Annotated in this window: 23 protein-coding genes and 2 pseudogenes; 17 read left to right on the forward strand and 8 right to left on the reverse strand. The window is 61.5% G+C overall.

The window, feature by feature from the left end:
* Positions 1-179: 179 nt before the first annotated feature.
* The 6 genes and pseudogenes from RX328_RS02180 to RX328_RS02205 all read left to right on the forward strand — a co-directional run bounded on the left by RX328_RS02180 (position 180) and on the right by RX328_RS02205 (position 4,656).
* A complete protein-coding gene (locus RX328_RS02180; RefSeq protein WP_213252723.1) occupies positions 180-1,211 on the forward strand; it encodes an alpha/beta hydrolase family protein in 1,032 nt (343 codons plus the stop codon).
* Positions 1,208-2,083 carry a DUF3313 domain-containing protein gene (locus RX328_RS02185; protein ID WP_213252722.1) on the forward strand — a complete coding sequence of 292 codons (876 nt, stop codon included), beginning with the start codon at positions 1,208-1,210 and terminating at the stop codon, positions 2,081-2,083. Before RX328_RS02180 ends, RX328_RS02185 begins: the two co-directional genes overlap by 4 nt.
* A 204-nt stretch (positions 2,084-2,287) precedes the next feature.
* Positions 2,288-2,950 (forward strand): annotated as a pseudogene (locus tag RX328_RS02190) (glycoside hydrolase family 3 N-terminal domain-containing protein); the annotation flags it as partial.
* A 70-nt stretch (positions 2,951-3,020) separates the two neighbouring features.
* Positions 3,021-3,296, forward strand: a complete 276-nt coding sequence (locus tag RX328_RS02195) for a glycoside hydrolase family 3 N-terminal domain-containing protein (protein WP_283772384.1) — start codon at positions 3,021-3,023, stop codon at positions 3,294-3,296.
* Positions 3,297-3,393: 97 nt separating this feature from the next.
* A complete protein-coding gene (locus RX328_RS02200; RefSeq protein WP_213252721.1) occupies positions 3,394-3,600 on the forward strand; it encodes a hypothetical protein in 207 nt (68 codons plus the stop codon).
* Between the two features lie 489 nt (positions 3,601-4,089).
* Positions 4,090-4,656, forward strand: coding sequence for a response regulator transcription factor (locus RX328_RS02205; RefSeq protein ID WP_409410827.1), 567 nt, complete (start codon positions 4,090-4,092; stop codon positions 4,654-4,656).
* Between the two features lie 114 nt (positions 4,657-4,770).
* Here the strand turns inward: RX328_RS02205 and RX328_RS02210 are convergent, their stop codons facing one another.
* Complete coding sequence (locus RX328_RS02210; RefSeq protein WP_213252719.1) at positions 4,771-5,754, reverse strand: LysR substrate-binding domain-containing protein; 984 nt, start codon at positions 5,752-5,754, stop codon at positions 4,771-4,773.
* Positions 5,755-5,854: 100 nt separating this feature from the next.
* Between RX328_RS02210 and RX328_RS02215 the strand changes: the two genes are divergently transcribed.
* Both RX328_RS02215 and RX328_RS02220 read left to right on the forward strand, forming a co-directional pair.
* Positions 5,855-7,036, forward strand: coding sequence for an MFS transporter (locus RX328_RS02215; protein ID WP_213252718.1), 1,182 nt, complete (start codon positions 5,855-5,857; stop codon positions 7,034-7,036).
* Positions 7,037-7,047: 11 nt separating this feature from the next.
* Positions 7,048-8,082, forward strand: a complete 1,035-nt coding sequence (locus tag RX328_RS02220; RefSeq protein WP_213252717.1) for an aldo/keto reductase — start codon at positions 7,048-7,050, stop codon at positions 8,080-8,082.
* A gap of 101 nt (positions 8,083-8,183) precedes the next feature.
* Here the strand turns inward: RX328_RS02220 and RX328_RS02225 are convergent, their stop codons facing one another.
* The 3 genes from RX328_RS02225 to RX328_RS02235 form a co-directional block, all read right to left on the reverse strand.
* Complete coding sequence (locus RX328_RS02225) at positions 8,184-8,429, reverse strand: hypothetical protein (RefSeq protein ID WP_213252716.1); 246 nt, start codon at positions 8,427-8,429, stop codon at positions 8,184-8,186.
* Positions 8,430-8,534: 105 nt separating this feature from the next.
* Complete coding sequence (locus tag RX328_RS02230) at positions 8,535-8,927, reverse strand: response regulator (RefSeq protein ID WP_171583268.1); 393 nt, start codon at positions 8,925-8,927, stop codon at positions 8,535-8,537.
* Between the two features lie 269 nt (positions 8,928-9,196).
* Positions 9,197-9,922 carry a Crp/Fnr family transcriptional regulator gene (locus RX328_RS02235; protein ID WP_249726586.1) on the reverse strand — a complete coding sequence of 242 codons (726 nt, stop codon included), beginning with the start codon at positions 9,920-9,922 and terminating at the stop codon, positions 9,197-9,199.
* 618 nt (positions 9,923-10,540) lie between these two features.
* On the opposite strand from RX328_RS02235, the gene RX328_RS02240 reads away from it, so the two are divergent.
* The 7 genes from RX328_RS02240 (at position 10,541) to RX328_RS02270 (ending at position 18,745) form a co-directional block, all read left to right on the forward strand.
* Positions 10,541-10,957 carry a response regulator gene (locus RX328_RS02240; RefSeq protein ID WP_213252714.1) on the forward strand — a complete coding sequence of 139 codons (417 nt, stop codon included), beginning with the start codon at positions 10,541-10,543 and terminating at the stop codon, positions 10,955-10,957.
* Between the two features lie 352 nt (positions 10,958-11,309).
* Positions 11,310-13,559, forward strand: a complete 2,250-nt coding sequence (locus tag RX328_RS02245; RefSeq protein WP_213252713.1) for a DUF1522 domain-containing protein — start codon at positions 11,310-11,312, stop codon at positions 13,557-13,559.
* A gap of 302 nt (positions 13,560-13,861) precedes the next feature.
* Positions 13,862-16,591: a hybrid sensor histidine kinase/response regulator gene (locus tag RX328_RS02250; protein WP_317258611.1), complete on the forward strand. Its 2,730-nt coding sequence runs from the start codon at positions 13,862-13,864 to the stop codon at positions 16,589-16,591.
* 33 nt (positions 16,592-16,624) lie between these two features.
* Positions 16,625-17,098 carry a chemotaxis protein CheW gene (locus RX328_RS02255; protein WP_213252711.1) on the forward strand — a complete coding sequence of 158 codons (474 nt, stop codon included), beginning with the start codon at positions 16,625-16,627 and terminating at the stop codon, positions 17,096-17,098.
* 28 nt (positions 17,099-17,126) lie between these two features.
* Complete coding sequence (locus RX328_RS02260) at positions 17,127-17,516, forward strand: PleD family two-component system response regulator (protein ID WP_213252710.1); 390 nt, start codon at positions 17,127-17,129, stop codon at positions 17,514-17,516.
* A 29-nt stretch (positions 17,517-17,545) separates the two neighbouring features.
* Positions 17,546-18,418 (forward strand): CheR family methyltransferase, encoded by an 873-nt coding sequence (locus RX328_RS02265; RefSeq protein ID WP_213252709.1) that lies wholly within the window; start codon positions 17,546-17,548, stop codon positions 18,416-18,418.
* A gap of 3 nt (positions 18,419-18,421) precedes the next feature.
* Entirely contained in the window at positions 18,422-18,745 is a 324-nt protein-coding gene (locus RX328_RS02270) for a PilZ domain-containing protein (protein WP_213252708.1), read from the forward strand.
* Here the strand turns inward: RX328_RS02270 and RX328_RS02275 are convergent.
* Both RX328_RS02275 and RX328_RS02280 read right to left on the reverse strand, forming a co-directional pair.
* On the reverse strand, positions 18,719-19,129 hold the full coding sequence (locus tag RX328_RS02275) for a PAS-domain containing protein (protein ID WP_213252706.1): 411 nt from the start codon (positions 19,127-19,129) through the stop codon (positions 18,719-18,721). The genes RX328_RS02270 and RX328_RS02275 overlap by 27 nt on opposite strands.
* A gap of 33 nt (positions 19,130-19,162) precedes the next feature.
* The gene (locus tag RX328_RS02280) at positions 19,163-19,501 is read right to left on the reverse strand and encodes a hypothetical protein (protein ID WP_213252704.1); all 339 of its coding nucleotides are present in this window, start codon (positions 19,499-19,501) and stop codon (positions 19,163-19,165) included.
* 141 nt (positions 19,502-19,642) lie between these two features.
* Here RX328_RS02280 and RX328_RS02285 point away from each other — a divergent pair, with 141 nt between their 5' ends.
* A complete protein-coding gene (locus RX328_RS02285) occupies positions 19,643-20,284 on the forward strand; it encodes a response regulator transcription factor (protein ID WP_213252702.1) in 642 nt (213 codons plus the stop codon).
* Between the two features lie 223 nt (positions 20,285-20,507).
* Here the strand turns inward: RX328_RS02285 and RX328_RS02290 are convergent.
* Together RX328_RS02290 and RX328_RS02295 are read right to left on the reverse strand one after the other, a co-directional pair.
* A pseudogene (locus RX328_RS02290) lies at positions 20,508-21,558 on the reverse strand (transporter).
* 113 nt (positions 21,559-21,671) lie between these two features.
* Complete coding sequence (locus RX328_RS02295) at positions 21,672-22,064, reverse strand: hypothetical protein (protein ID WP_213252700.1); 393 nt, start codon at positions 22,062-22,064, stop codon at positions 21,672-21,674.
* A gap of 318 nt (positions 22,065-22,382) precedes the next feature.
* Here RX328_RS02295 and RX328_RS02300 point away from each other — a divergent pair, with 318 nt between their 5' ends.
* The gene (locus RX328_RS02300) at positions 22,383-24,170 is read left to right on the forward strand and encodes an adenylate/guanylate cyclase domain-containing protein (RefSeq protein ID WP_249726585.1); all 1,788 of its coding nucleotides are present in this window, start codon (positions 22,383-22,385) and stop codon (positions 24,168-24,170) included.
* Positions 24,171-24,334 lie beyond the last annotated feature (164 nt).

A 24,334-nucleotide genomic window follows, 5' to 3' on the forward strand; every position in this document is an offset into this window, starting at 1 on the left:
CAGCTCTGATACGAATTTGTTATCTTGCAAAATTACACTCAGTGCAATATAAGATTACACCCAGTGCGAATTGTGTTCAAGGTGTGTTTATGAAGAGCAGGGTGGGCGGCGATACTCCCTCGCGGCATGTTCAATCCGCTCTCGCGGGTGGCCGGGGCGAAACAATCGTGGCGGCCAACATGACGCGACGGTGCCTCGGTGCCATGCTGCTCGCCGTCGCAATCACGGCCGCCGCTCCGGTAAATCCAGCGCGAGCGCAATCCGCCGCGCCCGCTTTCGTTGATTTCGACTGGGTCGATCCCGCGCGTTCGCGGGCCGTTCCGGCGCGTCTGCATTGGCCCACGAGTGTCGCGTCGGGTTTGCGCGTGCCGCTCATCGTGTTCTCCCATGGCATGGGTGGCTCCCGCCGCGGCTACAGTTATCTGGGGCGATATTGGGCCGCCCGCGGCATTGCGAGTTTGCATGTTCAGCATGCGGGCAGCGATTCGTCGCTCTGGGTCGGCAATCCTCTCACCGTAGTGAACCGCTTGCAGCGAGCGGCTCATGAGAGCGAGGCGCTTGCGCGGGCCTGGGATCTGCGCTTCGCCCTGGACCGCGTGCTGTCGAGCCCCTACGGCACCCAGATCGATCGTCGGCGTATCGTGGCGGCCGGACATTCATATGGCGCGAACACGGCCCTTCTTGCGGTTGGCGCCCGCGTGATGCGTGAAGGGCAGTGGGTCGAGGCCCGCGACCCGCGCTTTGCGGCGGCGATCGTGATCTCGGCGCCGCCGTTCTATGGCGAGTCCGATCTTGCTTCGGTGCTGAGCAAGATCACGGTTCCGAACCTGCACGTGACTGCGACCAACGACGTCATCGAAATTCCCGGATACCACTCGCCCGCTGCCGATCGGTTAACCGTTTTCAACGGCATTGCCACACCCCGCAAGCTGCTTGCTGTATTCGAAGGCGGCTCGCACAGCATCTTTACAGATCGCTCGTTCACAGGCGGCCCGGCGCTGAATCCGAAGGTGAAGGCTGCGACCGCGGAACTCACTCTGGCTTTCCTCGACCTGGCCTTCGACGGCAACGGGACGACGCTCACGCGCTGGAATGCGACATGGCAACCAATCCTGGCAACGGCGCCCGGCACCGCGCTTTCTCCTGTTCCGGTCGCGCGTTCCCGGCGCATGGTCCAGGGATCGGAGGTTGGCCTCGTTGCCTCGCCATGAGATGGGTCCTGGCCCCGACGCTGGGCTTGATGGCTGCCGGTTGCGCGACCGCACCACTGGATCGGTCCGGGTCGTTAGCCTCTTACGACAATCTGACGCCGTCCGATGATCTTCTGACCAAGTCGCAAGTTCGGGTCAGCAAAGCTTATGTTCTCGGCGCGAAGACCGCGCGGATCGAGCCAACCGCATTCACGGTAGCCGCGGCAAGAGAGCCGTTCTCGGACCAGCAGCGCAGCCTAATCAAGAATGCGGTAAACAGAGCGATGTGTTTTGCGCTGAGCGAGCGCTTCCGAATTGTAGCACCGACGGAAGCGGCGGACTTGAGTGTCCGGGCGGTCATTACCCACATTGCGCCGACCGATGCGACGGCCGCCGGCGTCTCCAAGGTCGCAAGCGTTGTACCGTCCGTCGTGGCTCCCGGTGTGCCCATCCCTGTGCCGCGGCTTCCGATCGGACTCGGGAGCCTGTCAGTCGAGGCCGAGGTCCGTGATCGCAGCGGCAACCAAAAGGCTGCCATGATCTGGGCCCGCGGAGCGAATTCCTTCACCAGCGCTCCGCGCGTATCGAGCGACGGGGATGCCTATGATCTCGCCAGTGCTTTCGGAGACGATTTCGGGAAATTGCTTGTTACTGCCGAGAGTCCGTTCGGGAAGATCTCCGCGCCGCCATCCATCGGCAGCCTGAAGGCCTCTCTCGGTGGCGCGTCGAAGGAGGCGATTTGTGAAGCATTCGGGCGAGCGCCGGGACTGACCGGCATGATCGGAGAGAGGATTGGGCTGCCGCCGGATTGGACCGACCGGGGTGCGTCGGCGAACGTAGCGCCGGAAGCGTCCGGTACTGATGCTGCTGGCGATCCCTCGAGAGGAAATTGAGCAGACTGCCTGCAGACGACTCGACATCTCGACCCGAAACTCCGGTGGCGCCTGTTCAAGCCCCGGCAATCAGCCGCTCAACGAAAAAATCTGGTGGAGACACGAACGGGACATTGACCGAGATCGACCTCGACGCGCTGATAGTGCTTGGTTGATCGAGATCGGGTGCGCGCCGATGTGCCTTATCGAAGGAGGGCCGCCACAATGAATGACATCGGCGAACTCTTCATCCTCGGCTTCTTCGGCAAGATCGTTCCCAATTGGCTGAAGGAATTTGCGGCCCGCTACGGTCTCGGCGGGGTGATCCTGTTCGACTATTCCTGTCGGACGCGAGAATACGACAACAACATTGAATCGCCTGAACAGGTGCAACGCCTCTGCGCCGAGATTTCCGCGCTGCCGTCGGGGCCGGTGGTGTTCATCGACCAGGAAGGTGGATTGGTGCGGCGGCTGAAGGAAAACCGCGGCTTTGCGCCGCTTCCCAGTGCGAGGGAATTCAATCTCCTTGCACCGGATCAAAAGCACGCGATCCTCACCGCGAGCTTTGCCGAGATGCGGCGGCTCGGCATCCACTATGATTTCGCGCCTGTCATCGACGTCGACTACAATCCTGACAACCCCAATATCGGCAGAATCAAGCGTGCCTACTCCGCCGACATCGCCGAGGTGGAAGCCAATGCGTTGCTGGCAAGCGAGGTGGCGCGGGCGCAGGGCATCGGCCTGTGCCTGAAGCATTTCCCCGGCATCGGCGGCGCGGTGGTGGATTCGCATCAGGAATTCATGGATATCTCCGATGCCTTTCGCGGTGAGCAGGAAGAGCTGTTCTATTCGCTTGCGCCAAAAATGTTCGGCGATGCAGTGCTGGTTAGCCACGCCATCGTCAGACAATGGGACGAACATTGCCCGATGACGCTGTCCGCGGCAGGGCTTGGCGCGTTTGCGCAAGCGCCTTCCGGATACGCTCCTGATCACCGACGACATGCAGATGCAAGGATTGCAGAAGGCGTTGGGCACGCGGGAAGCCAGCCTGCAATCGCTCAAAGCCGGCATGGATATGCTCTGCATCGGCAACAATTTGTTCGACCAGGAACAGGAGATGGCCAAGATTGCCGAATACATCGCAGAAGGCCTGCGCGAGGGAACCTTGTCCGGTTCGGCGATCGAGAAATCGATCGCGCGTGTAGGCAGGCGAAAGGCGCTCCTGACGGCCTGACACGGTGGACCTCAAATCCGAAGCACATCAGGCGGACAATGTGTTGCGTTACCAGGCCGTTGAGACTACAAGCGCTTTTTCAGCGGGAAGACCGACGATGGCTCATAACTTCGCGATCAACGACGACGTCCATCACCAGCAGCAGGGGCCGCAGGGCCGTGCCACGGCGAAAGAACGAAGCGTCTACACCATCGTTTCCTGCCTGCCGATCGAAGCCGACGGCCGCCCACGCTATCGCATCAGGAGCAAATCCGAGAATGTCGAGCGCGTCGTGACCGAGGAGCAGATCTCCAGGCTCGGCTGACCTTAAGCCTACTGCGCCTTCTCGTGCGCTGCGGTGCCGATCGCCTTGTAAGCGTAGGTCGGATAGAACTCGGTGCGGCAGTCCTGGCCTCACTTTCCGGCCGAACGATCTCTCAGCCGTATTCGTCAGGGCGATGCCGTGAAGCACGCCGGTGCGCGCGGAACGGGTGTCGAGGGAACGAGAGACGCCGTGCGCCGCCGGGAAACCCACGTCGAGACGGCTGAGATCTATTAACAAAGCAAATGCTCTCACCGTTAAAAATACGGGACCAGCGGCCTAAGGCGCTCTTGTTCGGATCACGCATTTTCGTCAAAAATATCGAATTTCGAGTGATTTTTAACCCAATCTAGTCAGGCGGTGGGACGCGCTGGCGGAATTCTCCGTATTCTTACCGGTTAAGAAATTAACTATGGAAGAGGGTGGAACCGATAAAATAGTTATATGTCGGGACAAGATCATCGCGCCGCTGATTCGCACTTCACGAAGTGGATGGAAAACATCACACCTCTCGAAGAGAATCCTGAGATCGTCCAGCTATCCGCTGCGCGCTCGCGTGCCGCGGAAGAGGCGGGAGCGGCGATCGCGCGGCAGCTGAACGGACCGCTGACAGCGCTGCTGCTCTACATGAATGAGATCAAGCAGCACAGCCACCAGTTTCCGCAAGGATCCGGCAACCGGCTCTACCTGCAACAGGTGGTGGAGAACGCGCTTCAGCAAACCGAACGTGTCCACGCTCTGGTGAAACAGATGTCGGACAATCATCAAGCGTCCGACGCCGTTCGCAAGCAGGCGAGCGAGGGCCACGTCGGCCGCTCCGCGGATGGCGCCCGCAGGCCGGGCCTGTTGTTGGCCCAGGAGTCCGGGCAGAAGCCTCTGACCAGGCGCGAGCGCGAGGTGCTGAGCCTGATCAGCGAAGGTTACTCCAACAAGCAAGGCGCCTTGCGGATGAATATCAGCCCAAGGACATTCGAGAGCCATCGCGCCGAGGCCATGCGCAAGCTCGGCGCCCGCAACACCGCGGATCTGGTTCGCAAGGCGCTGCTGCAGCCCGCCTGATTTTTCGCGAACCCATGCTTGCGATCCGCGGCCCAGGCCTGGCCATTGTTTGCCATGAGACGCCATTTGCGCCAATCGACCGACAGCAAGGCGAAGCGAAGCTCGTTGCAATCATCACGCGTCCCGCGGCCGGCCATGTGGGTTGGGAACTGCCACTTTCCATTTTCCCTGGCGACCGCGCGCGAGGCTGACGCTGTCGATGCGGACGTGATCGCCCAGGAAGTCGATGAACGCGCGCACACGGGCGGGCAGGGGACCGCCCTGGCCTAGAAAGACGGCGTGAACATCCTCGCAGTCACCCGGGTTGAAATCCTCCAGAACAGGCACGAGACGGCCCGCCTCGATATCGGGACCGATATGGAACAGGGCAAGGCGCGCAAGTCCCGCGCCGCCGAGGGCGAGAAGGCGCGCGGCCTCGCCATCGCTTGCCCGCGCAACAGGTGGCGGTGATAGCGACTCGATGCCTTTGCCCTTGCGAAACGGCCAGCCCTCGACGATGCGCGAGAAGGTCCAGCCGATGCCTTTATGGCGCGCAAGATCGCCTGGAGTGCGAGGAGCTGCGTGCCGCGCAAGGTAGTCCGGCGATGCCACAACGGCCATTCGGCTCGTACCGAGCTTGCGCGCCACGAGGCTCGATTCCCGAAGCGGGCCCACGCGTATGGCGATGTCGGCGCGCTCTTCCAACAGGTCGATGACCGTGTCCGAGAGCATGATATCGAGCGTGACCTCGGGATTTTGCGCAAGGAACAGAGGCACTAGCGGCATCATGTGACGCATCCCGAACGGGACGTTGCTATTGACCCGGAGATGGCCGCGGGGACAGGCGCCTGCCGATGCCTCGCGCTCGGCCTCGTCCATATCGGCTAGAATGCGCATGGTCCGGTCGTAAAAGGCTTGCCCCTCGGGCGTGAGCTGTAGCTTGCGCGTTGAGCGGTTGATGAGGCGTGTGCTGAGCCGCGCTTCGAGCCGCGACACAAGCTTGCTGACGCCGGAAGGCGTCAGCTTGAACTCGCGCGCCGCCGCAGTGAAACCGCCGAGGTCGACGACCCGCACGAATACTTCCATCTCGGCGGCACGGTTGGTGTCGAAGCGAGGCATGATGAATTCATCTCATAAATGAATGGAATTGTCTCCCTCTAGTTCCAGATGACGCGACGCATCATTATTGGCCGATCACTGCTGATCGGGAGCCAAAACCATGCCTGTTGCCGTCCTCGCCCTTACCGCTGGCGCCTTCGGCATCGGCACGACCGAGTTCATCATCATGGGTCTGCTGCTACAGGTCGCTGCCGACATGCAGGTCTCCGTCTCGGCCGCCGGCCTGCTGATTTCCGGCTACGCGCTCGGGGTTTTCGCCGGCGCACCGATCCTGACGCTCGCCACGCGCCGAATGCCGAGAAAGGCGGTGCTGCTGGCGTTGATGGCGATCTTCACGCTCGGAAATGCCGCCTGCGCAGTCGCGCCCAGCTATGCCGCGCTGATGGCAGCGCGCGTTCTGACCTCGCTCGCGCACGGTACCTTCTTCGGCGTCGGATCGGTTGTGGGGACAGGGCTTGTCGCACAAGACAAGCGGGCCTCGGCGATCGCGATGATGTTTACGGGCCTGACGGCCGCCACGCTGCTTGGTGTGCCTTTCGGTGCCTGGTTCGGCCTGTCGTTCGGCTGGCGGTCCGCGTTCTGGGCCGTGGCGGCGATCGGCGTCGTCGCGTTCATCGTGCTTGCCCTGCTGGTGCCGAACCATGTGGGCCGCAACGGCGAGAACACATCGCTGCGCGAAGAGCTGACGGTGCTCGCGCGGCCGCAGGTGCAGCTCGGGTTGGCTATGACCGTGCTTGGGTTCGCCGGTCTCTTCACGGTATTCACCTATATTCAGCCGATCCTTACCAGGATCACCGGATTTTCGGAGGCGGCGGTCTCGCCGATCCTCCTCGTATTCGGCGTCGGGCTATCGATCGGCAACATCGCCGGGGGACGGCTTGCAGATAGTGGCTTGCCGCGTGCTCTGATCGGAACCCTTGCCGGCCTCGTCATCGTCCTTGTCGTGCTTGCGCTCGCGCTCCCTGCCAAGGCGCCGGCCGTGCTGCTGATCGGCCTGCTCGGCGCGGCAGCTTTCGCCACGGTCGCGCCGCTCCAGATTCGCGTGATCGAGAAGGCGGGAACGGCCGGGCAGAACCTTGCTTCCAGCCTGAACATCGCCGCCTTCAACCTTGGCAACGCGCTAGGCGCCTGGGCTGGCGGCGTGACCATCGATCGCGGTCTCGGCCTCGCCGCCTTGCCAGTAGTCGCAGCGGTTATCACGGCCCTCGGTCTCGCGCTGGCGTTCTGGAGCCTGCGGCTCGACCGGGTGTCCGCAAGCTCGATCACGTGTCCCGCAGAATAGGAGTGTAGATCATGGAATATCGTAATCTCGGTGCCTCGGGCTTGAAGGTGCCGGTCCTCAGCTTCGGCGCGGCCACCTTCGGCGGCCAAGGCCCGCTGTTCTCCGCCTGGGGCCGCTCGGATGCCGAGGAAGCACGGCGGCTGATCGACATTTGTCTCGACGCCGGCGTTACGCTGTTCGACACTGCCGATGTCTATTCGAACGGCGCGTCCGAAGAGATACTGGGTGCAGCGATCAAAGGCCGCCGCGACAAACTATTGATCTCGACAAAGACAAGCCTGCCAATGGGTGATGGTCCGTTTGACGCCGGCTCATCTCGTCACCGCCTGCTCGGCGCCATCGATGCGTCCCTGAGAAGGCTGGGCACGGACTATATCGACCTGCTGCAGCTCCACGCTTTTGATGCGGGTACACCCATTGCAGAAGTGCTCTACGCGCTCGACGTGTTGGTGCGTGCCGGCAAGGTGCGCTATGTCGGCGTCTCTAACTTCTCCGGCTGGCAGGTGATTAAATCACTCGACCTTGCCGAGCGTCACGGCTGGCCGCGCTACGTGGCGCATCAGGTCTACTATTCCCTTGTTGGACGCGACTACGAATGGGAGCTGATGCCGCTCGGGCTCGATCAGGGCGTGGGTGCTATGGTGTGGAGTCCGCTCGGTTGGGGCCGGCTTACCGGCAAGCTCAGGCGCGGTCAGCCACTGCCGAAAGACAGTCGCCTTCACGAGACGGCGCAATGGGGCCCGCCGGTCGAGGGCGAGCGGCTCTATCGCGTGATTGATGTCTTGGACGAAGTCGCGGACGAAACAGGGAAGAGCGTGCCGCAGATTGCGATCGCCTGGCTCCTGACTCGGCCGACCGTTTGCTCGGTGATCGTCGGCGCCCGGAACGAGGCGCAGCTCCGCGACAATCTCGGTGCGGTTGGCTGGTCGCTGAGCGAGGAGCAGATTCGGCGGCTGGACGCGGCCAGCGACGTCATGCCGGCCTATCCCTACTATCCGTACCGGACTCAGGCCGGATTCGCCCGTCTCAATCCCAAGCCCGTGTGACAAGCCCATATGAACTGTTCGCGATCTTGACGACGGTCCGGTCCGATCGATCACAGGCCGAGCCGGCATCTCGATCCGCCGCGATCGGGCCGTTCTGCCGTTCAGCAAAAATCTTCCACGAAGGAGCGCCCCCGCGGCGCGGGCCGCGACGAGAGCGTCGGCTTCGGCACTTCCGGGACGATCGTGATGGTCCACGCCGCCGGAACGCTCGACTTGTTTTCCACGATCGAGCGGACGTGGCCGGTGACCGCCGATCCGGCCGAACGCACGGTTGCAGTCCTGCCATTGAACTGGGCGATACGGAAACGCCGCACTTCTTTCTGATCGCTCGTTTCAAACGTGAACATGAGGGCACTCCCTTGGTCCACGCAACTATCCTCAGTCAACGTTATCCGGAGGTGAATATCTCAAACCGTAGAAGTACGGCTAACCGCGCGCCTTTCGGGATGACGTCAGCCGGCTGCGTCGGGAAACACCGCTTCCATCTTGGTCTTGAGCGTTGCGGCGTTGAACGGCTTGACGATGTAATTGTTGACGCCGGCCTTCTTCGCGGCGATCACGTTTTCGGTCTTGGATTCCGCGGTGATCATGATGAAGGGCGTCTTGGAGAATTCCGGGCTGGCGCGGACTTCCCTAAGCAGGTCGTAGCCGGTCATCGGCTCCATGTTCCAGTCGGAGATCACGAGGCCGTATCGCTTGCTCTGCATCTTGGCGAGCGCAGCCGATCCATCGCTGGCCTCGTCGACATTCTCGAATCCGAGCTGCTTGAGAAGGTTGCGGATAATGCGGATCATGGTGCTGTAGTCATCGACCACCAGGATCGGCATCGACAGGTCAAAAGCCATGTTCGTACTCCGCGCAAACAGTATGCCGCCGAACACAGGTGAATGCGCGTTGCACGCGAAAGAGTCTCGAACCCGCACCCGTCAGCACCGTCACAATTATCAGGGCTCGTTGAACAGCGCGTTAATCGCCTGCGGGCTGAAACGCCGCGGAAGCCGCGATTGGCCGTAGTAATACGGTGAGGTCGGGGGCCGTCGCAATCTTCGCGCGTAACGGCGGTGCGATGCGTATCGCAGATCGGGCTGCGGCCGTGGTCGACCGCAGCAAGCGACTAAGCAGCCGCGCTGTGGATGCGCGGATGCAGCAGCCTCGTGTACTGCGCCTTAACCGTCGCGTAGCATTCGCAGGACGTCTTGATCAGGCCGTCCACGTTGGTGATTTCGATATGCCCCCGGCTGTAGTGGATGAAGTCCGCCTGCTGCAGCGTATGGGCCACCAGCGAAACGCTGTTGCGGCGTGCGCCGATCATCTGGGCCATCGCTTCCTGGGTCAGGACCAGCTTGTCGCTGCCGGAGAGGTCGCGTGTATGCAACAGGCACCGCGCCAGCCGGGATTCCACCGTATGCGAGGCATTGCAGCCGGCGGTCTGCTGGATTTGCGCATAGACGGCGAGGCCATGCCGCGCCAGTGCGGTACGCAACGTTGCGCTCTGGTCAGCGGCAACACGAAGCTGGTCGAGATCGATCGTCGAGGCGGCGCCCGGCACCAGCACCACGGCGGTGTTCAACGCCACGGGGTCGCCGAGGGCAGCGAATGCACCGAAGATGCTGTCGCGGCCGATCATCGCGATCTGGACGTGCTCGCCGCGCGCCAGCTTCACGACCAGCGAGATGACGCCCTTGTGCGGAAGATACGCACGCTTGAGCGTTTCGTCGACTTCGACCAGCACCATGTCCTGGCTGAGATCGGCGGCGCGCAGATGCGGGCGGATCAATTCGAAATCGTCCGCGGTCAGCGAGGACAGAAATCCATTCGGAGAACGAGGGGCTGAATCCAAAGCAGTCTCCTGCCTTACGGCCAAGCCGGTCTCTGGCGTCTGCTGCGTACAGTCCGAACTGCAGGATGATCCTTGCACATTATATTGGCAAGAAAAACTGACAAAATGGACGCAGACAATCGGCATCGATCAGCGCCTGTCGTCGCGAGCACCTGCAAGTGACAAGGAAGTCCCGATCAACCGTCGCGACTTCCGTGCTCTGTCGCTCCGAAAATCGCGGGCCATCGTCGATCCGCGTTGTCGGGCAACCGTAGATTGATGGCGCCGATCGGGTCAGATGGGCTTTGACCCGCTCCGACGCTTCGCGATTTAAGCGGCGCCGGCATTACATGCGAAAATCGACGCGCGGTTGCTGCTTGCATCGGGCGGATCTGAACCGAAGCAGCGACGGCGCGACCTGTCGTGTGGGCAGCCCGAGTACAATTCCCAATTCGATCAGCCAGGTCGTGGAACCGGGCTTATACACTGTACAGGGCAGACAGGGTGGCCTGCTTACGGCGGAAATGGGTTGGCGCACTGATTCGCAAGATAAAGCTGCCCCACGATCAGCCGAGAGGTTCCTTTTGTGGAACCGCCCGGCCGGGTGGCCGGAGCGTGTCCTACCTTCCGGGGGCTGACATGACACGTGTTCTCATCGTCGATGACGATCCCATGGTCTGCGCGGCCATCGAGATCTATCTCGAGCGTCACGGCTTTGAGGTGACGGTAGCCGATGGTGGCGAAGCCGGGCTTCGCGCGCTGGAAGACTCCGGCTACGACCTGATGCTCGTCGATATCTTCATGCCGCACATGCGCGGCTTCGAATCGATCAGGATTTTCCACGAGCGCGCCCCGACGATCCCGCTCGTTGCGATGTCGGGATACGCCTTTGCCAATCTCGACTCGCCGGCGCCGGACTTCCTGCGCATGGCGCTCGAGCTCGGTGCCGCGCGCTGCCTACGCAAGCCGTTCACGCCGGGGGCGCTCCTGGCGGTCGTCAACGAGTGTCTTGCCGAAGCCCGCTCACGTTTCAGCGGCATCGTCCAGTCGAACTAGCGACTGGCGAATACGGCGCCTTCTCGATGTGAATGTTTGGTTCTGGCCCCTGGCGGCTGAAGCGCGCAGCCGCCGAGCCCGGCATAATCGTTCGACCATGCAGCACCGAAGGTGAGAATCCGGCGCCGCCGTCCCGCGACGAGATCGCGGCACGCACCGGAAAGATTTGCGAGCCGCGGTCATGGCCACTTAACCGTGTTTTTACGGTTTGCTGCTTAGGTCAGCTTTAACCATTGGCAGTTCAGTGTCCGATTGCTGCAAATCAGAGCCGTCAAGTTGAGGCATTGTTAAATCTCGCTCTGTATTGCTGGCATGGCCAAAGAAATGGCTTCGAAACCAGAAGGAAATAGACATGTCAGGCATTGTCCTCTCCGCGTCGGTTCGTCAGAACCTCCTCTCCCTCCAGTCGACCGCTGATCTGCTCGCCACCACGCAGAACCGCCTTGCCACCGGCAAGAAAGTCAACACGGCTCTCGACAACCCCACCAACTTCTTCACCGCGCAGTCGCTCGATTCGCGCGCCGGTGACATCAACAACCTCCTCGATGGCATCGGTAACGGCGTGCAGGTGCTGCAGGCCGCCAACACCGGCATCACCTCGCTACAGAAGCTGGTCGATACCGCGAAGTCGATCGCCAACCAGGCGCTGCAGAGCGCGGTCGGCTACTCCACCAAATCGAACGTCTCCACCACGATCACCGGCGCCACCGCCGCTGACCTGCGCGGCACCACGAGCTACACCAGCGCGACCGCGAGCAGCAACGTGCTCTACACCGGTGCGGCTGGCGGCGCGACGGCGGCAACCGCCACGACCGCACTCGGCGGCGTTTCCGGCGCTGCTACCGGCACGGCGAAGAACGACAACTCGGCGGCTGCCATCACAAACGCCACGCTGATCTATGGCGCCGCCAGTGCGTTGACCACGCAGGCTACCACCAAGTTCGTTGACGGTGACGTGCTCACCGTGAACGGCAAGACCATCACCTTCACGTCAGCCGCGACCCCAGCCAATACGGCGGTTCCGGCCGGTTCGGGCCTGAGCGGCAACGTCGTCAACGACGGCAGCGGCAACTCGACGGTCTACCTGAACGCGGCCACCACGGTGGGCGACGTGCTTCAGGCAATCGATCTTGCCAGCGGCGTCCGGTCCGCCGTGAACAGCGGCGGCAACGCGACGGTCACCAGCCCTGCCTCGGGCCAGACTGCTTCGTCGATCACCGCCGGCGCGATCTCGCTGCAGAGTTCGACCGGTGCCGATCTCTCGGTCAGCGGCAAGGCTGATATTCTCAACGCACTCGGCCTCACACCGGCGACCGGCTCGGGCACGGCCACCGTTACGGCGACCCGCACGACCGGCACCGGCACGCTCGGCTCACTGCTGCAGACCGGTTCGTCGCTCTATGTCAACGGCCACACCATCACCTTCGCCGCCGGCGCTACTCCGGCTGCAGCGAACGTCCCGACTGGCTCGGGCGTGAGCGGCAACGTCGTCACCGACGGCAACGGAAACTCGACCGTCTACATCCAGTCCGCTACGATTGCCGACCTGCTCAAGGCCGTCGACCTGGCAACTGGCGTGCAGACCGCCACGAACGCGAGCGGCGCGGCTACTTTGGCCACCGCTTCCGGTCAGGTTGCCTCATCGATCGCCACCAACGGCACGCTGAAGATTTCGACCGGCACCAGCCAGGATCTTGCGATCACCGGCACCGGCAACGCGTTGAGCGCGCTTGGCCTTGGCGGCAACACCGGCACCGACAATTCGTTCACGGCGGCCCGCACTTCCGCGGCCGGCGGCATCAACGGAAAGACCTTGACCTTCTCCTCCTTCAATGGCGGCACGGCGGTCAACGTCACCTTCGGCGACGGCACCAACGGCACGGTCAAGACCCTCGATCAGTTGAACTCGGCGTTGCAGGCCAACAACTTGATCGCCACGCTCGACTCTGCGGGCAAGCTCACGATCTCGGCGGCTAACGACTATGCGTCGTCGACGCTCGGATCGTCGGTCTCCGGCGGCGCGATCGGCGGCACGGCGACGGCTGTCCTGTCCTTCACCAACGCAGTGGATCCTGTCGCCGATGTGCAGGCCCAGAACACCCGCGCCACTTTGGTGAACCAGTTCAACGGCATCCTGGCCCAGATCACCACCACTGCGCAGGACGCGTCGTTCAACGGCGTCAACCTGCTCAGCGGCGATCAGCTCAAGCTGACGTTCAACGAAACCGGCAAGTCGACCCTGAGCATCACCGGCGTCAACTTTGATGCCGCCGGTCTCGGCCTGGCGAACCTGACCAGCGGCGTCGACTTCATCGACAACGCCGCCACCAACAGGGTTATTGCCGACCTGAGCAGCGCCTCGACCCAGCTGCGCACGCAGGCTTCTACCCTCGGTTCGAACCTGTCGATCGTGCAGATCCGTCAGGACTTCTCGAAGAACCTGATCAACGTGCTGCAGACCGGCTCGTCGAACCTGACACTGGCCGACACCAACGAGGAAGCGGCGAACAGCCAGGCGCTGTCGACCCGCCAGTCGATCGCGGTGTCCGCGCTGGCGCTGGCCAACCAGAGCCAGCAGAGCGTGCTGCAGCTGCTCCGCTAATAAGCGCCAAATACAAGATCAAAACGGCGGGGATCTCCCCGCCGTTTTTTTATTGTGAACTCGACTCTCACCGCGCTGTTTTCAACATCCCATCCGGGAAGCGCAGTCCGCTCGCCGTCGAATCTTTCAAATTTCGTCAATCGCGTCTCGGCCGCGATCTTCGACTCGCCGCTGCGACCGGCTCATCACGACATTGTTCACCATATCCGTATTAGCACGGACGGTGAAATTAACGTAGCCGTGAAATCCGCAGGGCTATTTTGGAGAAGACCAGTATCTGAATTTTAAAAAGGCGTGCTCGCATGGATGACCTGTTGCGGGAGTTCCTGACCGAGACCAGCGAGAGCCTGGATACGGTCGACAATCAGTTGGTGCGGTTCGAACAGGATCCGAGCGACGCGAAGATCCTCGATAACATCTTCCGCCTGGTCCACACCATCAAGGGCACCTGCGGCTTCTTAGGCCTGCCGCGGCTGGAAGCGCTCGCCCATGCCGGCGAGACCCTGATGGGCAAATTCCGCGACGGCATGCCGGTCAAGGCCGAAGCCGTGACGCTGATCCTGTCGAGCATCGACCGCATCAAGGAAATCCTCGCCGGTCTCGAAGCCACCGAGACCGAGCCCGAGGGCACCGACGAAGACCTGATCGAGAAGCTGCATGCGATGGCCGAAGGCGGCCATCAGGCCCACACCGAGGCGCAGCCTGAACCCGCGCCGGCGCCCGTCGTGGCGGCACCGCGGGCGAAGCCCCCGGTCACTTCGGGCACGCTGGTCGAGCAGGTGCTGGAACGCCCGTTGCGTCCGGGCGAAGTCTCGCTCGACGACCTCGAGCGCGCCTTCCGCGAGACCGCGACCGAACTCGCGCCGGCGCCGGTCGCCAAGGCGGCGCCGGAAGCCAAGGAAGCTGCGAAGGAAACTGCGAAGGACGCCAAGGCCAAGCCGGCCAAGCGCGCCGCCGCGATCGAGGTCGACGTCCAAGAAGCCGACAAGATCGCCAACCAGTCGATCCGCGTCAACGTCGACACCCTCGAACATTTGATGACCATGGTCTCCGAGCTGGTCTTGACCCGCAACCAGCTCCTGGAAATCTCCCGCCGCAACGAGGACACCGAGTTCAAGGTGCCGCTGCAGCGGCTCTCCAACGTCACCGCCGAGCTGCAGGAAGGCGTCATGAAGACGCGGATGCAGCCGATCGGCAATGCCTGGCAGAAGCTGCCGCGCATCGTGCGCGACCTCTCCGGCGAACTCGGCAAGCAGATCGAACTCGAGATGCACGGCGCCGACACCGAGCTCGACCGCCAGGTGCTCGATCTGATCAAGGATCCCCTGACCCACATGGTGCGCAACTCCGCCGACCACGGCCTGGAGACGCCGGCCGAGCGGCTGGCGGCCGGCAAGGGCGAGCAGGGCACGATCCGGCTGTCGGCCTACCACGAGGGCGGCCACATCATCATCTGCATCGCCGATAACGGCCGCGGGCTGAACACCGAGCGGATCAAGGCGAAAGCACTGCAGAACGGCCTCGTCACCGAGGCCGAACTGGAGAAGATGACCGAAGCGCAAGTTCACAAGTTCATCTTCGCGCCGGGCTTTTCCACCGCCGCCACCGTCACCTCGGTGTCCGGCCGCGGCGTCGGCATGGACGTGGTGCGCACCAATATCGACCAGATCGGCGGCACCATCGACATCAAGAGCGTGGCCGGCGAAGGTTCTTCCGTCACTATCAAGATCCCGCTGACCTTGGCGATCGTCTCGGCCCTGATCGTGGAAGCCGCCGGCGACCGCTTTGCGATCCCGCAACTCTCGGTGGTCGAATTGGTGCGCGCCCGCGCCAACTCCGAACACCGCATCGAGCGCATCAAGGACACCGCGGTGCTGCGGCTGCGCAACAAGCTGCTGCCGCTGATGCACTTGAAGAAGCTGTTGAAGATCGACGACGGTTCGTCCAGCGACCCCGAGAACGGCTTCATCGTGGTCACCCAGGTCGGCAGCCAGACCTTCGGCATCGTGGTCGACGGCGTGTTCCACACCGAAGAAATCGTGGTCAAGCCGATGTCGACCAAGCTGCGGCACATCGACATGTTCTCCGGCAACACCATCTTGGGCGATGGCGCCGTGATCATGATCATCGACCCCAACGGCATTGCCAAGGCGCTCGGCGCCTCCGGCTCCTCGGCCCATGAGATGGCCGATGAGGCGTCGGCGGCGCATGGCTTCGGCAGCGAACAGCTCACCTCGCTGCTGGTGTTCCGCGCCGGCTCCTCGCAGCCCAAGGCGGTGCCGCTCGGCCTCGTCACCCGGCTGGAGGAGATCGCCACCGACAAGATCGAGCTCAGCAACGGCCGCTACATGGTGCAGTACCGCGAGCAGCTGATGCCCTTGGTGCAGATGGCCGGCGTCACCGTGCAGACCTCAGGCGCGCAGCCGATCCTGGTGTTCGCCGACGACGGCCGCTCGATGGGGCTCGTGGTCGACGAGATCATCGACATCGTCGAGGAGCGGCTGCACATCGAGGTCGCCGGCCAGCAGGATGGCATTCTGGGCTCCGCCGTGATCAAGGGCCAGGCCACCGAGGTGATCGACGTCGGCCACTTCCTGCCGATGGCGTTTGCCGACTGGTTCTCGCGCAAGGAGATGCGGGCCTCGTCGATGGCGCAATCGGTGCTGCTGGTCGATGACTCCGCCTTCTTCCGCAACATGCTGGCGCCGGTCCTGAAAGCCGCCGGCTACAAGGTGCGGGTCGCCGTCAACGCGCAGGAGGGGCTGTCGGCGCTGCGCTCGGGCCAGAGCTTCGACGTGGTGCTGACCGACATCGAGATGCCCGACATGAACGGCTTCGAATTCGCCGAGACGATCCGCGCCGACAACAATCTGGGCCAGTTGCCGATCATCGCGCTGTCCTCGCTGGTGTCGCCGGCGGCGATCGAGCGCGGGCGGCAGGCCGGCTTCCACGACTACGTCGCCAAGTTCGACCGCCCCGGGCTGATCGCGGCGCTGAAGGAACAGACCGCCGAGACCCGGCGCGCGGCGTAAGCAAGCTTGGCCGGGGCATAAGGAAGTTAGACCATGACAACGAAGACCGAGACCATCGAGGGCACCGTCGCCGAGTACGTCACCGCCGTGATCGGCGGGCAATTGTTCGGCCTGCCGATCTCGCGGGTGCAGGACGTGTTCATGCCGGAACGGCTGACCCGGGTGCCGCTGTCGTCGGCCGAGATTGCCGGCGTGCTCAATCTGCGCGGCCGTATCGTCACCGTGGTCGATATGCGCGCCAGGCTCGGCTTGCCGAAGAACGACGACGGCAAGCCGCCGATGGCGGTCGGCGTCGATTTGCGCGGCGAGTCCTATGGCCTCCTGATCGACCAGATCGGCGAGGTGCTGCGGCTACCCGACAATGGCCGCGAGGAAAACCCGGTCAACCTGGATTCCCGCTTCGCCAAGCTCGCCGGCGGTGTGCACCGCCTCGACGGCCAGCTCATGGTCGTCCTCGACGTCGATCGCGTTCTCGAAATCGTGCCGAAAGCAGCCCTCGCAGCGTAGCGCCGCCCATCAAGCAAGGAGGCCAAAAATGAAAACATGTCTTGTCGTCGATGACTCCAACGTCGTGCGAAAGATCGCCCGCCGTATTCTCGAAGAATTGGATTTCCAGATTACCGAAGCGGAGGACGGCGAGCAGGCGCTTGAGGCCTGCAAGAATGCCATGCCCACGGCAGTTCTGCTCGACTGGAATATGCCCGTCATGGACGGCTACGAATTCCTCGGCCATTTGCGCAGACTGCCCGGCGGCGACGCGCCCAAGGTGGTTTTCTGCACCACCGAGAACGGCATGGATCATATCTCGCGCGCGCTGCATGCGGGTGCCAACGAATACATCATGAAGCCGTTCGACAAGGAGATCGTCGCGGCAAAATTCCAGGAAGTCGGCCTGGTCGCGCTCCCGGAACAGAGCCCGATCTAAATCTTATCGCTTGCCCTTGAGAGGCTCCCGTGACCCCGCCAGACTATGAGTATTTGCGTAAGCTCCTGAAGGATCATTCCGGTCTCGACCTGTCCGCAGACAAGCAATACCTGATCGAAAGCCGGCTGCTTCCGCTGTCGCGCAAATGCGGTGTCTCCGGGATCGGCGAACTCGTGCAGAAAATGAAGGGCGGATCGTCATCGATCATCGCTCAGGTGGTCGAAGCCATGACCACCAACGAGACCTTCTTCTTCCGCGACAAGGTGCCGTTCGAACACTTCCGCGATACGATCATGCCGGAGCTTTTGAAGGCGCGCGCCGGCCGCAGGAGCATCAGGATATGGTGTGCCGCCGGCTCGACCGGTCAGGAGCCGTATTCGCTTGCCATGTCGCTGAAGGAGACGGGCGCGGAGCTTGCCGGCTGGCGGATCGAGATCATCGCGACTGACCTGTCGCAGGAGGTGCTCGAAAAATCGAAGTCGGGCGTCTACAGCCAGTTCGAGGTGCAGCGCGGCCTTCCGATTCAGCTACTCGTCAAATATTTCAAGCAGAACGGCGAACTGTGGCAGATCAGCCCGGAGCTGCGCGGCATGGTGCAGCATCGCCAGCTTAATCTGCTGCACGATTTCTCCCAGCTCGGCACCTTCGACGTCATCTTCTGCCGCAACGTCCTGATCTATTTCGATCAGGACACCAAGATCAATATCTTTGGCCGCCTCGCCAAGGCAATGGAAGGCGATGGCTTCCTGGTGCTGGGGGCGGCGGAAACCGTCGTCGGCCTGACGGATGTGTTCAGGCCGTTCCCGGACAAGCGGGGTCTTTATCGGCCTAGCGGAGCGCGGGCGGCATCTGCGCAAGGCGGGCCCTTTATGCCAAAAATCGCGGCGATGGCAGGACGGTGAGCGATGGCGGAGGAAGGCAAGAGCGCAGATCGGGTCACGTTCAGCAGGGGCTATGATGTCTGCATCATGGCAATCGACGGGACCTGGCGCAGGGACTGCCAGCTCAACGCGATCTCGGATACCGACGCCCTGCTGACCGTGGAAGGTTCCATTCAGGGCCTCAATCTCAAGGAGTTCTTTCTGCTCTTGTCTTCGACCGGCCTCGCCTATCGCCGGTGCGAGCTCGTTCGCGTCAACGGCACGGAAATGGACATCCGCTTCCTGAGAGGCAAGCACGGCAAGAAAAAGTCAGGCGCGTCGTCAAAGGCCGAAGACGCAATGCACTGAGGCCGATCGCGCGGCCAGGTCGGGACTGCGCGTGGTCATCGCCTTCAGCAATTTCGATCCGTATTGTCCGAGGTCGCGATAGGCGGTGCCCGCCGCCTTGCGGGCCTCGAGCATTTCGTCGAGCGTGCATCCGACGCGCAAGCGGTCGGGCGCCGGTCTGTACATTTTGACGTAGCGATCGTTCCATAGCAGCAGGCGATTGTCCGGCCCGAACATGCAAAGGCCGTGGCTCATATTGTTCAGTGCCGCATCCAGCTTCTCGATCGTAGTGGCTGCGTCCAGGTCCGGCGGCGCAGGCGTGGTATGCCGGACGCCAGGCAGCAACCGCAGCAGGTGGTTAACGGCGCGAGAAAGTCCCGAAGAAAATTTGCGGCGAGGGAACATCGTACGCTCCAGCAGGACGGCGCCGTGTCGGTCTCACGCCTCTACGAGCGAAAGCGCCGGCAGGCTGGCGGCGTATGGATCATCATTGCCGGAATCCAGCAGGGAGCGCAGGGCAATGCCAATATTGAAGTCGCAGGTCTGCACCGCGGCCGCGGCCTTTGTGTAGCAGGGAGATACGTCATCAAGCACGATGACGCTGGTGGAACTCTCGGGAGCGCCGGGCAAAACTTCCTTGGCAATCATTTGTTCAATCAGCCGCAGGCTGTTCTGGACGTGCTCGACCAAGCTGACGAGGTCCGAAACCACGGCGTGGTAGGCGTCATTCGGGTCGATGGGTGCCTGTCTGACGCGATCGCCTGCTGCGTTTTGCATAAGCGCACTCGTTAGTTACTTTTTAGGCGTGCGTTGCTACTTGTGCGTTAAGCCGCGGTCCCGTACAAATACGGTCCGGTATGGTGTTGAATACCGTTATCCGAGTGTGCGTCACATTCAACCACGCATGGACGATGGAACATGACTGAAAAAGCCCCCTCCCGCGGGGAGATTTTTGTAGTCGATGACGACCCTGCCGTTCGCGAGACGCTTTCGATGGTGCTGTCGGCAGCCGGCTATCAGGTCATCTGTTTCGCCGACGGCGCCGCGCTGCTGGCGATTGCTCGAACACGGACGCCAGCCTGCATCCTGCTCGACGTGCATATCCCCGGTAAATCCGGCCTCGATATTCTGAAAGAGCTTCATGGTGAGGACTACCCTGCACCGATCTTCATGATCTCGGGGCAGGGTGATATCGCCATGGCGGTTAGCGCCATCAAGAGCGGCGCACTGGATTTCATCGAAAAGCCGTTTCGCGGCAGCGAACTCGTGGCAAGACTCGACGAGGCGATCGAGGCCTATGCTCGCCGGCAGGCGCAGAATGCGCCGTCGCGCATCGCGGCCCTGCATTTTCCGGGACGCGAGCCGCTCACGCGGCGCGAACGCGAGGTGCTGGAGCAGTTCACCGCCGGCGCTTCCAACAAGGAAGCGGGGCGGCATCTCGGGATCAGCCCGCGCACGATTGAGGACCACCGCGCCAATATCATGAAGAAACTCGGCGCGCGGAATGCCGCCGACCTGGTTCGCATCGTGATGACCACCCAGAGACAGGGCCAAATCTGATTGTACGAGTCTGATTGCACAAGTCGGATTGTAGCTCTGATTGCAGGCACACAGGCCTGATCCCAGCAAGCCTGATCTGGCGCAACGCTGTGTCGGATCAAATTTAGGTTTCAAAACCGACGGACCTGTCTGCCGACGTCAGTTCATTTGGTAGAGCAGACATCCGCTTTGAGCGCGCCGAGTGTGGAACTGACCCAAGGCTACATCAACCGGTTTCAAGGCTTTACTTCGTAATCGAATGCCTCGTCGGCGTAACCGTTGATGCCGGCGCGGCATTCGAGATGGCGAAGGTCAACCAGACGTTCCATCCTTCGGGTCGGTTTTCTGCGGCAAATTCCTTGTAACCCTTGAAGTTCAAATATCCCTGTTTGTCTCCAATCGGGAATAGATAGCCGAGTTGGGGGCCAATGCCGAAAACGCGCGACCTGAATCCGCCGAGGAATGGTGGTGCGCCAAAATCATCAGTGATCTGCTGGTAGGCATATCCAACCATGCCGACGAAGAGTTGTTTGGACAGAAAGTGCGACGCACCCCAGTCGAAATGGAAGTCGATGCCACTTTGATATTGTGTGGTCGGGTTCTTGAAGTTGTAGGTGAAGCCGGCGACGCCGGAAAACTCGATACCCGTCGTCGGGTTGAGGTAGGTATATCCGGCGCCGCCATCGATGCCGCCATGCCCGATGCCGATGTTGGATAGGCGTCTGGAGTCGTAGGCTCCGACCGGGATGTCGCCGTAGCCGTAGACCATGTAATTGTGGACGCCTTGATTCCATTTCAGCGTCACCATCGGATAGAGATCACCGACGCCGGTCAGCGTCCGACAGGACTCCACTGCGTGTCGCGACAATAGGACCGACCTGTGCGGTCAGCGTACCGGCGATGCTGGTGTCAAGGTTGCCTACAACGCCAATTACGCCGACGGCAAGCTGGCCGCCGAGCACGGGCGTCGCGAAGGTGTATGTTGGTGAAATAAACAACAGATCGCCACGGGCATCCAGAGTGGCGTTGAGATTGACGTTTGCCGTCGCTGGCACCTGGCCTATCTGGATCTGGCGTGCCGCCGCAACGTTGCCGGACGCGTCCACGCTGGTGTGATAACCGACCACGCCGAGCGACCATCCCGGAACCGCCGGGGCGGCAGCCAGGCTTCCGAATTGGCCGGGAAGCCAAAGAGATATGCCGTTCTCGTCCGCCCGGGATGTCTGAGAAAGAAGCGCCAACGTCGCTGCAGCGGCAAATGCCGTCCGGCAAATATTCGAGGAAGCGATTTTCATTTTTTCTCTCCCCAAGAACGCGCCAACACCAAGCCAAGCAGATCAGAATCGACGTCTAAAATCTGTGGTTGTTTGGTTACAGGCTTCTCTAAAGCTGGCAATCTGAATTCAGCCTAGCGTGCATTGCGCCTCGAAATTGAAGTTGTGCAAGCGGATTCCTCCGCCGGCGAGGGCGTCAATGCGCGGAGTGGCTGCAGCGCGAAAGATCCGCCGCCATAGACGCCCAACTCGCCGTAACCCAAGTCGTCCGCCAGCATGACAACAATGTTGGGCATCTTAGGCTGCTGTGCGGCAGTTGAACCGCTCGCCACCGTCAAGGCCACGAGGGAGGCCATCGAGCCAAGCCACATGCGTTTGTTCATGGGAGCCTCCAATACCCATCTGCCGCGTTCGTGATCCTGCTTCGCCGGCGCCATCCAGCGATGAAGAAGGGTGGGCAGGGCGAGGTCAGGGCAATGTTGACCGAGACTTTGGGTTGGTAAATTGCCCCTTAGGTCAATAGCCATCGATCGCTCCGCTATTCGCGTCGGACCACGTGCCTTGGCATCAAGCGGACTTGGCGGCCGGTTTCGATCTTCGCTGTTGCAGGTAGAGCGGACAGGGAAAGGGTGCTGTTCGCCTTCGAAACAAACCCCAATGCAGACCTTGGCCGCGTCTTGTCGCGTCCGCTTTCAGACGATTAGAAGCTTACTCCGTTCGACCGATCGGGCGGTGCTCCTTAGCCATTTCGGACCCGTTGGACTGTGCCCCTTGGTCCACTGGTGGCGGATCGACCGCTGTGCTTTGATCCCTCTGCCGAAACCCTCGGATTTGGAGGCTGTGTTTTGACCAGCGAGCGGGTAGAACGGCGATTAGCAGCAGTGTTGGCGGCGGATATCGCCGGCTACAGCCTATTAATGGGCCGAGACGAGGAAGGCACGCTTTCCCAGCTAAAGGCGTTCCGAAAGACGCTTATCGATCCCACAATCGCAGCGCATCGAGGTCGCATCGTAAAGACTACCGGCGATGGCATGCTGGTGGAGTTCGCCAGCGCTGTCGATGCGGCGCGTTGCGCGGTAGAGGTACAGCGCAGCGTGTCAGATCAAAACGCGGGTGTCCCGTCCAACCTCAGGATCCAGTTCCGCATTGGTATTCACGTCGGGGACATCATTTTCGACGACAATGACATCTTCGGTGATGGCGTTAACATTGCGGCGCGGCTTGAAGGAATTGCAGCGCCTGGCGGTATCTGCATCTCTGACGACGCGCAACGTCAAATTCGCGGGAAGCTCGATAGCCCCTTTGAAGATATGGGGCCGCAAAACTTGAAGAATATAGCGGAGCCGATGCGCGCTTGGCGATTAAGCGTAGGCGCGGATTCATCCGCGTACTTGTCGGGCGGCCGTTCAGCGGAGGCAGCCCAGCCGCTGGCGCTACCGCAAAAACCCTCAATAGCTGTGCTGCCATTTCAGAATATGAGTAGCGACCCAGAACAAGAGTATTTCGCCGACGGTACCGTGGAAGACATCATCACGGCGCTATCGCGTTACCACGCGCTCTTTGTCATCGCGCGGAATTCGAGCTTTACCTATAAGGGCCAAGCTGTAGACGTGAAGCGAGTGGGGCGTGAACTCGGGGTCCGCTACGTGCTTGAGGGTAGTGTGCGCAAGATCGTGGATCGAGTGCGCGTTACGGGGCAGCTCATCGACGCCTCGACGGGGGCGCATCTTTGGGCAGACCGATTTGACGGTGCATTGGAAGACATCTTTGATCTTCAAGACGACATTACATTGAGAGTGGTTGGAGCTATTGCACCCAAGCTTGAGCATGCAGAGATTGTTCGGGCAATGCGCAAGCCGACGGAAAGTCTCGATGCCTACGACTACTACCTGAGAGGCATGTCCAACTTTCATAAGGCGGGAAGGGAGGACATCAGCGAGGCACTTCGCCTATTTCACAAAGCGATTGAACTGGATGAGAACTTCTCTTCCTCATATGGGATGGCCTCATGGTGCTATGCTCGACGCAAGATGAACGGCTGGACCGAAGAAGGATCATCAGAAACTGGGGAAGCAGAGCGCGTCGCGGAGCGGGCTGTGCAATGCGGAGATGACGATGCCGTTGCATTGGCCGCTAGCGGCCTCGCAATCGGTTTTATTTTCTCAGATTTTGAACGTGCAGCATCGCTGATCGATCGCGCCCAAGTCTTAAATCCGAATCTCGCTATGGCCTGGCATCTAAGCGGCTGGATTAGGTCTTTTCTCGGTCAACAGGACCTTGCTGTCAAACACTTAGAACGAGCCATTCGCCTAAGCCCCGTCGATCCGCAACGGTCTGGGATGATGGCCGCTATTGCCTCGGCCCATTTTGCAGCTGGACGTTTTAGCGAGGCGTCTTCGGTGGCCAGGACGGCGATGCTCGAACAGCCGAAGAATTTTATTGCCTGCCTTGTGGCAGCAGCAGCAAGTGCCATGGATGGGAATATGGAAGCGGCACGTGGCGCGATGCGTCGTGTGCTGGACCTCGATCCGGGTCTACGCCTCCATAGCATCGGGTACCGTCTGCCGCATAAGCAGCCGGAGATCCTCGCACAATGGGAGGATGCCCTACGCAAAGCCGGACTGCCGGAATAATCAGCTCATCCTTGATTGTATTGCCCTTTGGACCGAAAGCTACCTTACCGCGCCATCGTTTGCTGATGGCAATTTCCGCGATGCAGCGGTCAGTCCAGTAAAGCTGGACAAGAGGACATCGTTATCAATCCAACACTTGCGCTACCGTCGTGTCTGCGCCGCCG

Origin of the sequence: Bradyrhizobium sp. sBnM-33 (assembly GCF_032917945.1) — a bacterium.
Lineage (GTDB): Bacteria > Pseudomonadota > Alphaproteobacteria > Rhizobiales > Xanthobacteraceae > Bradyrhizobium.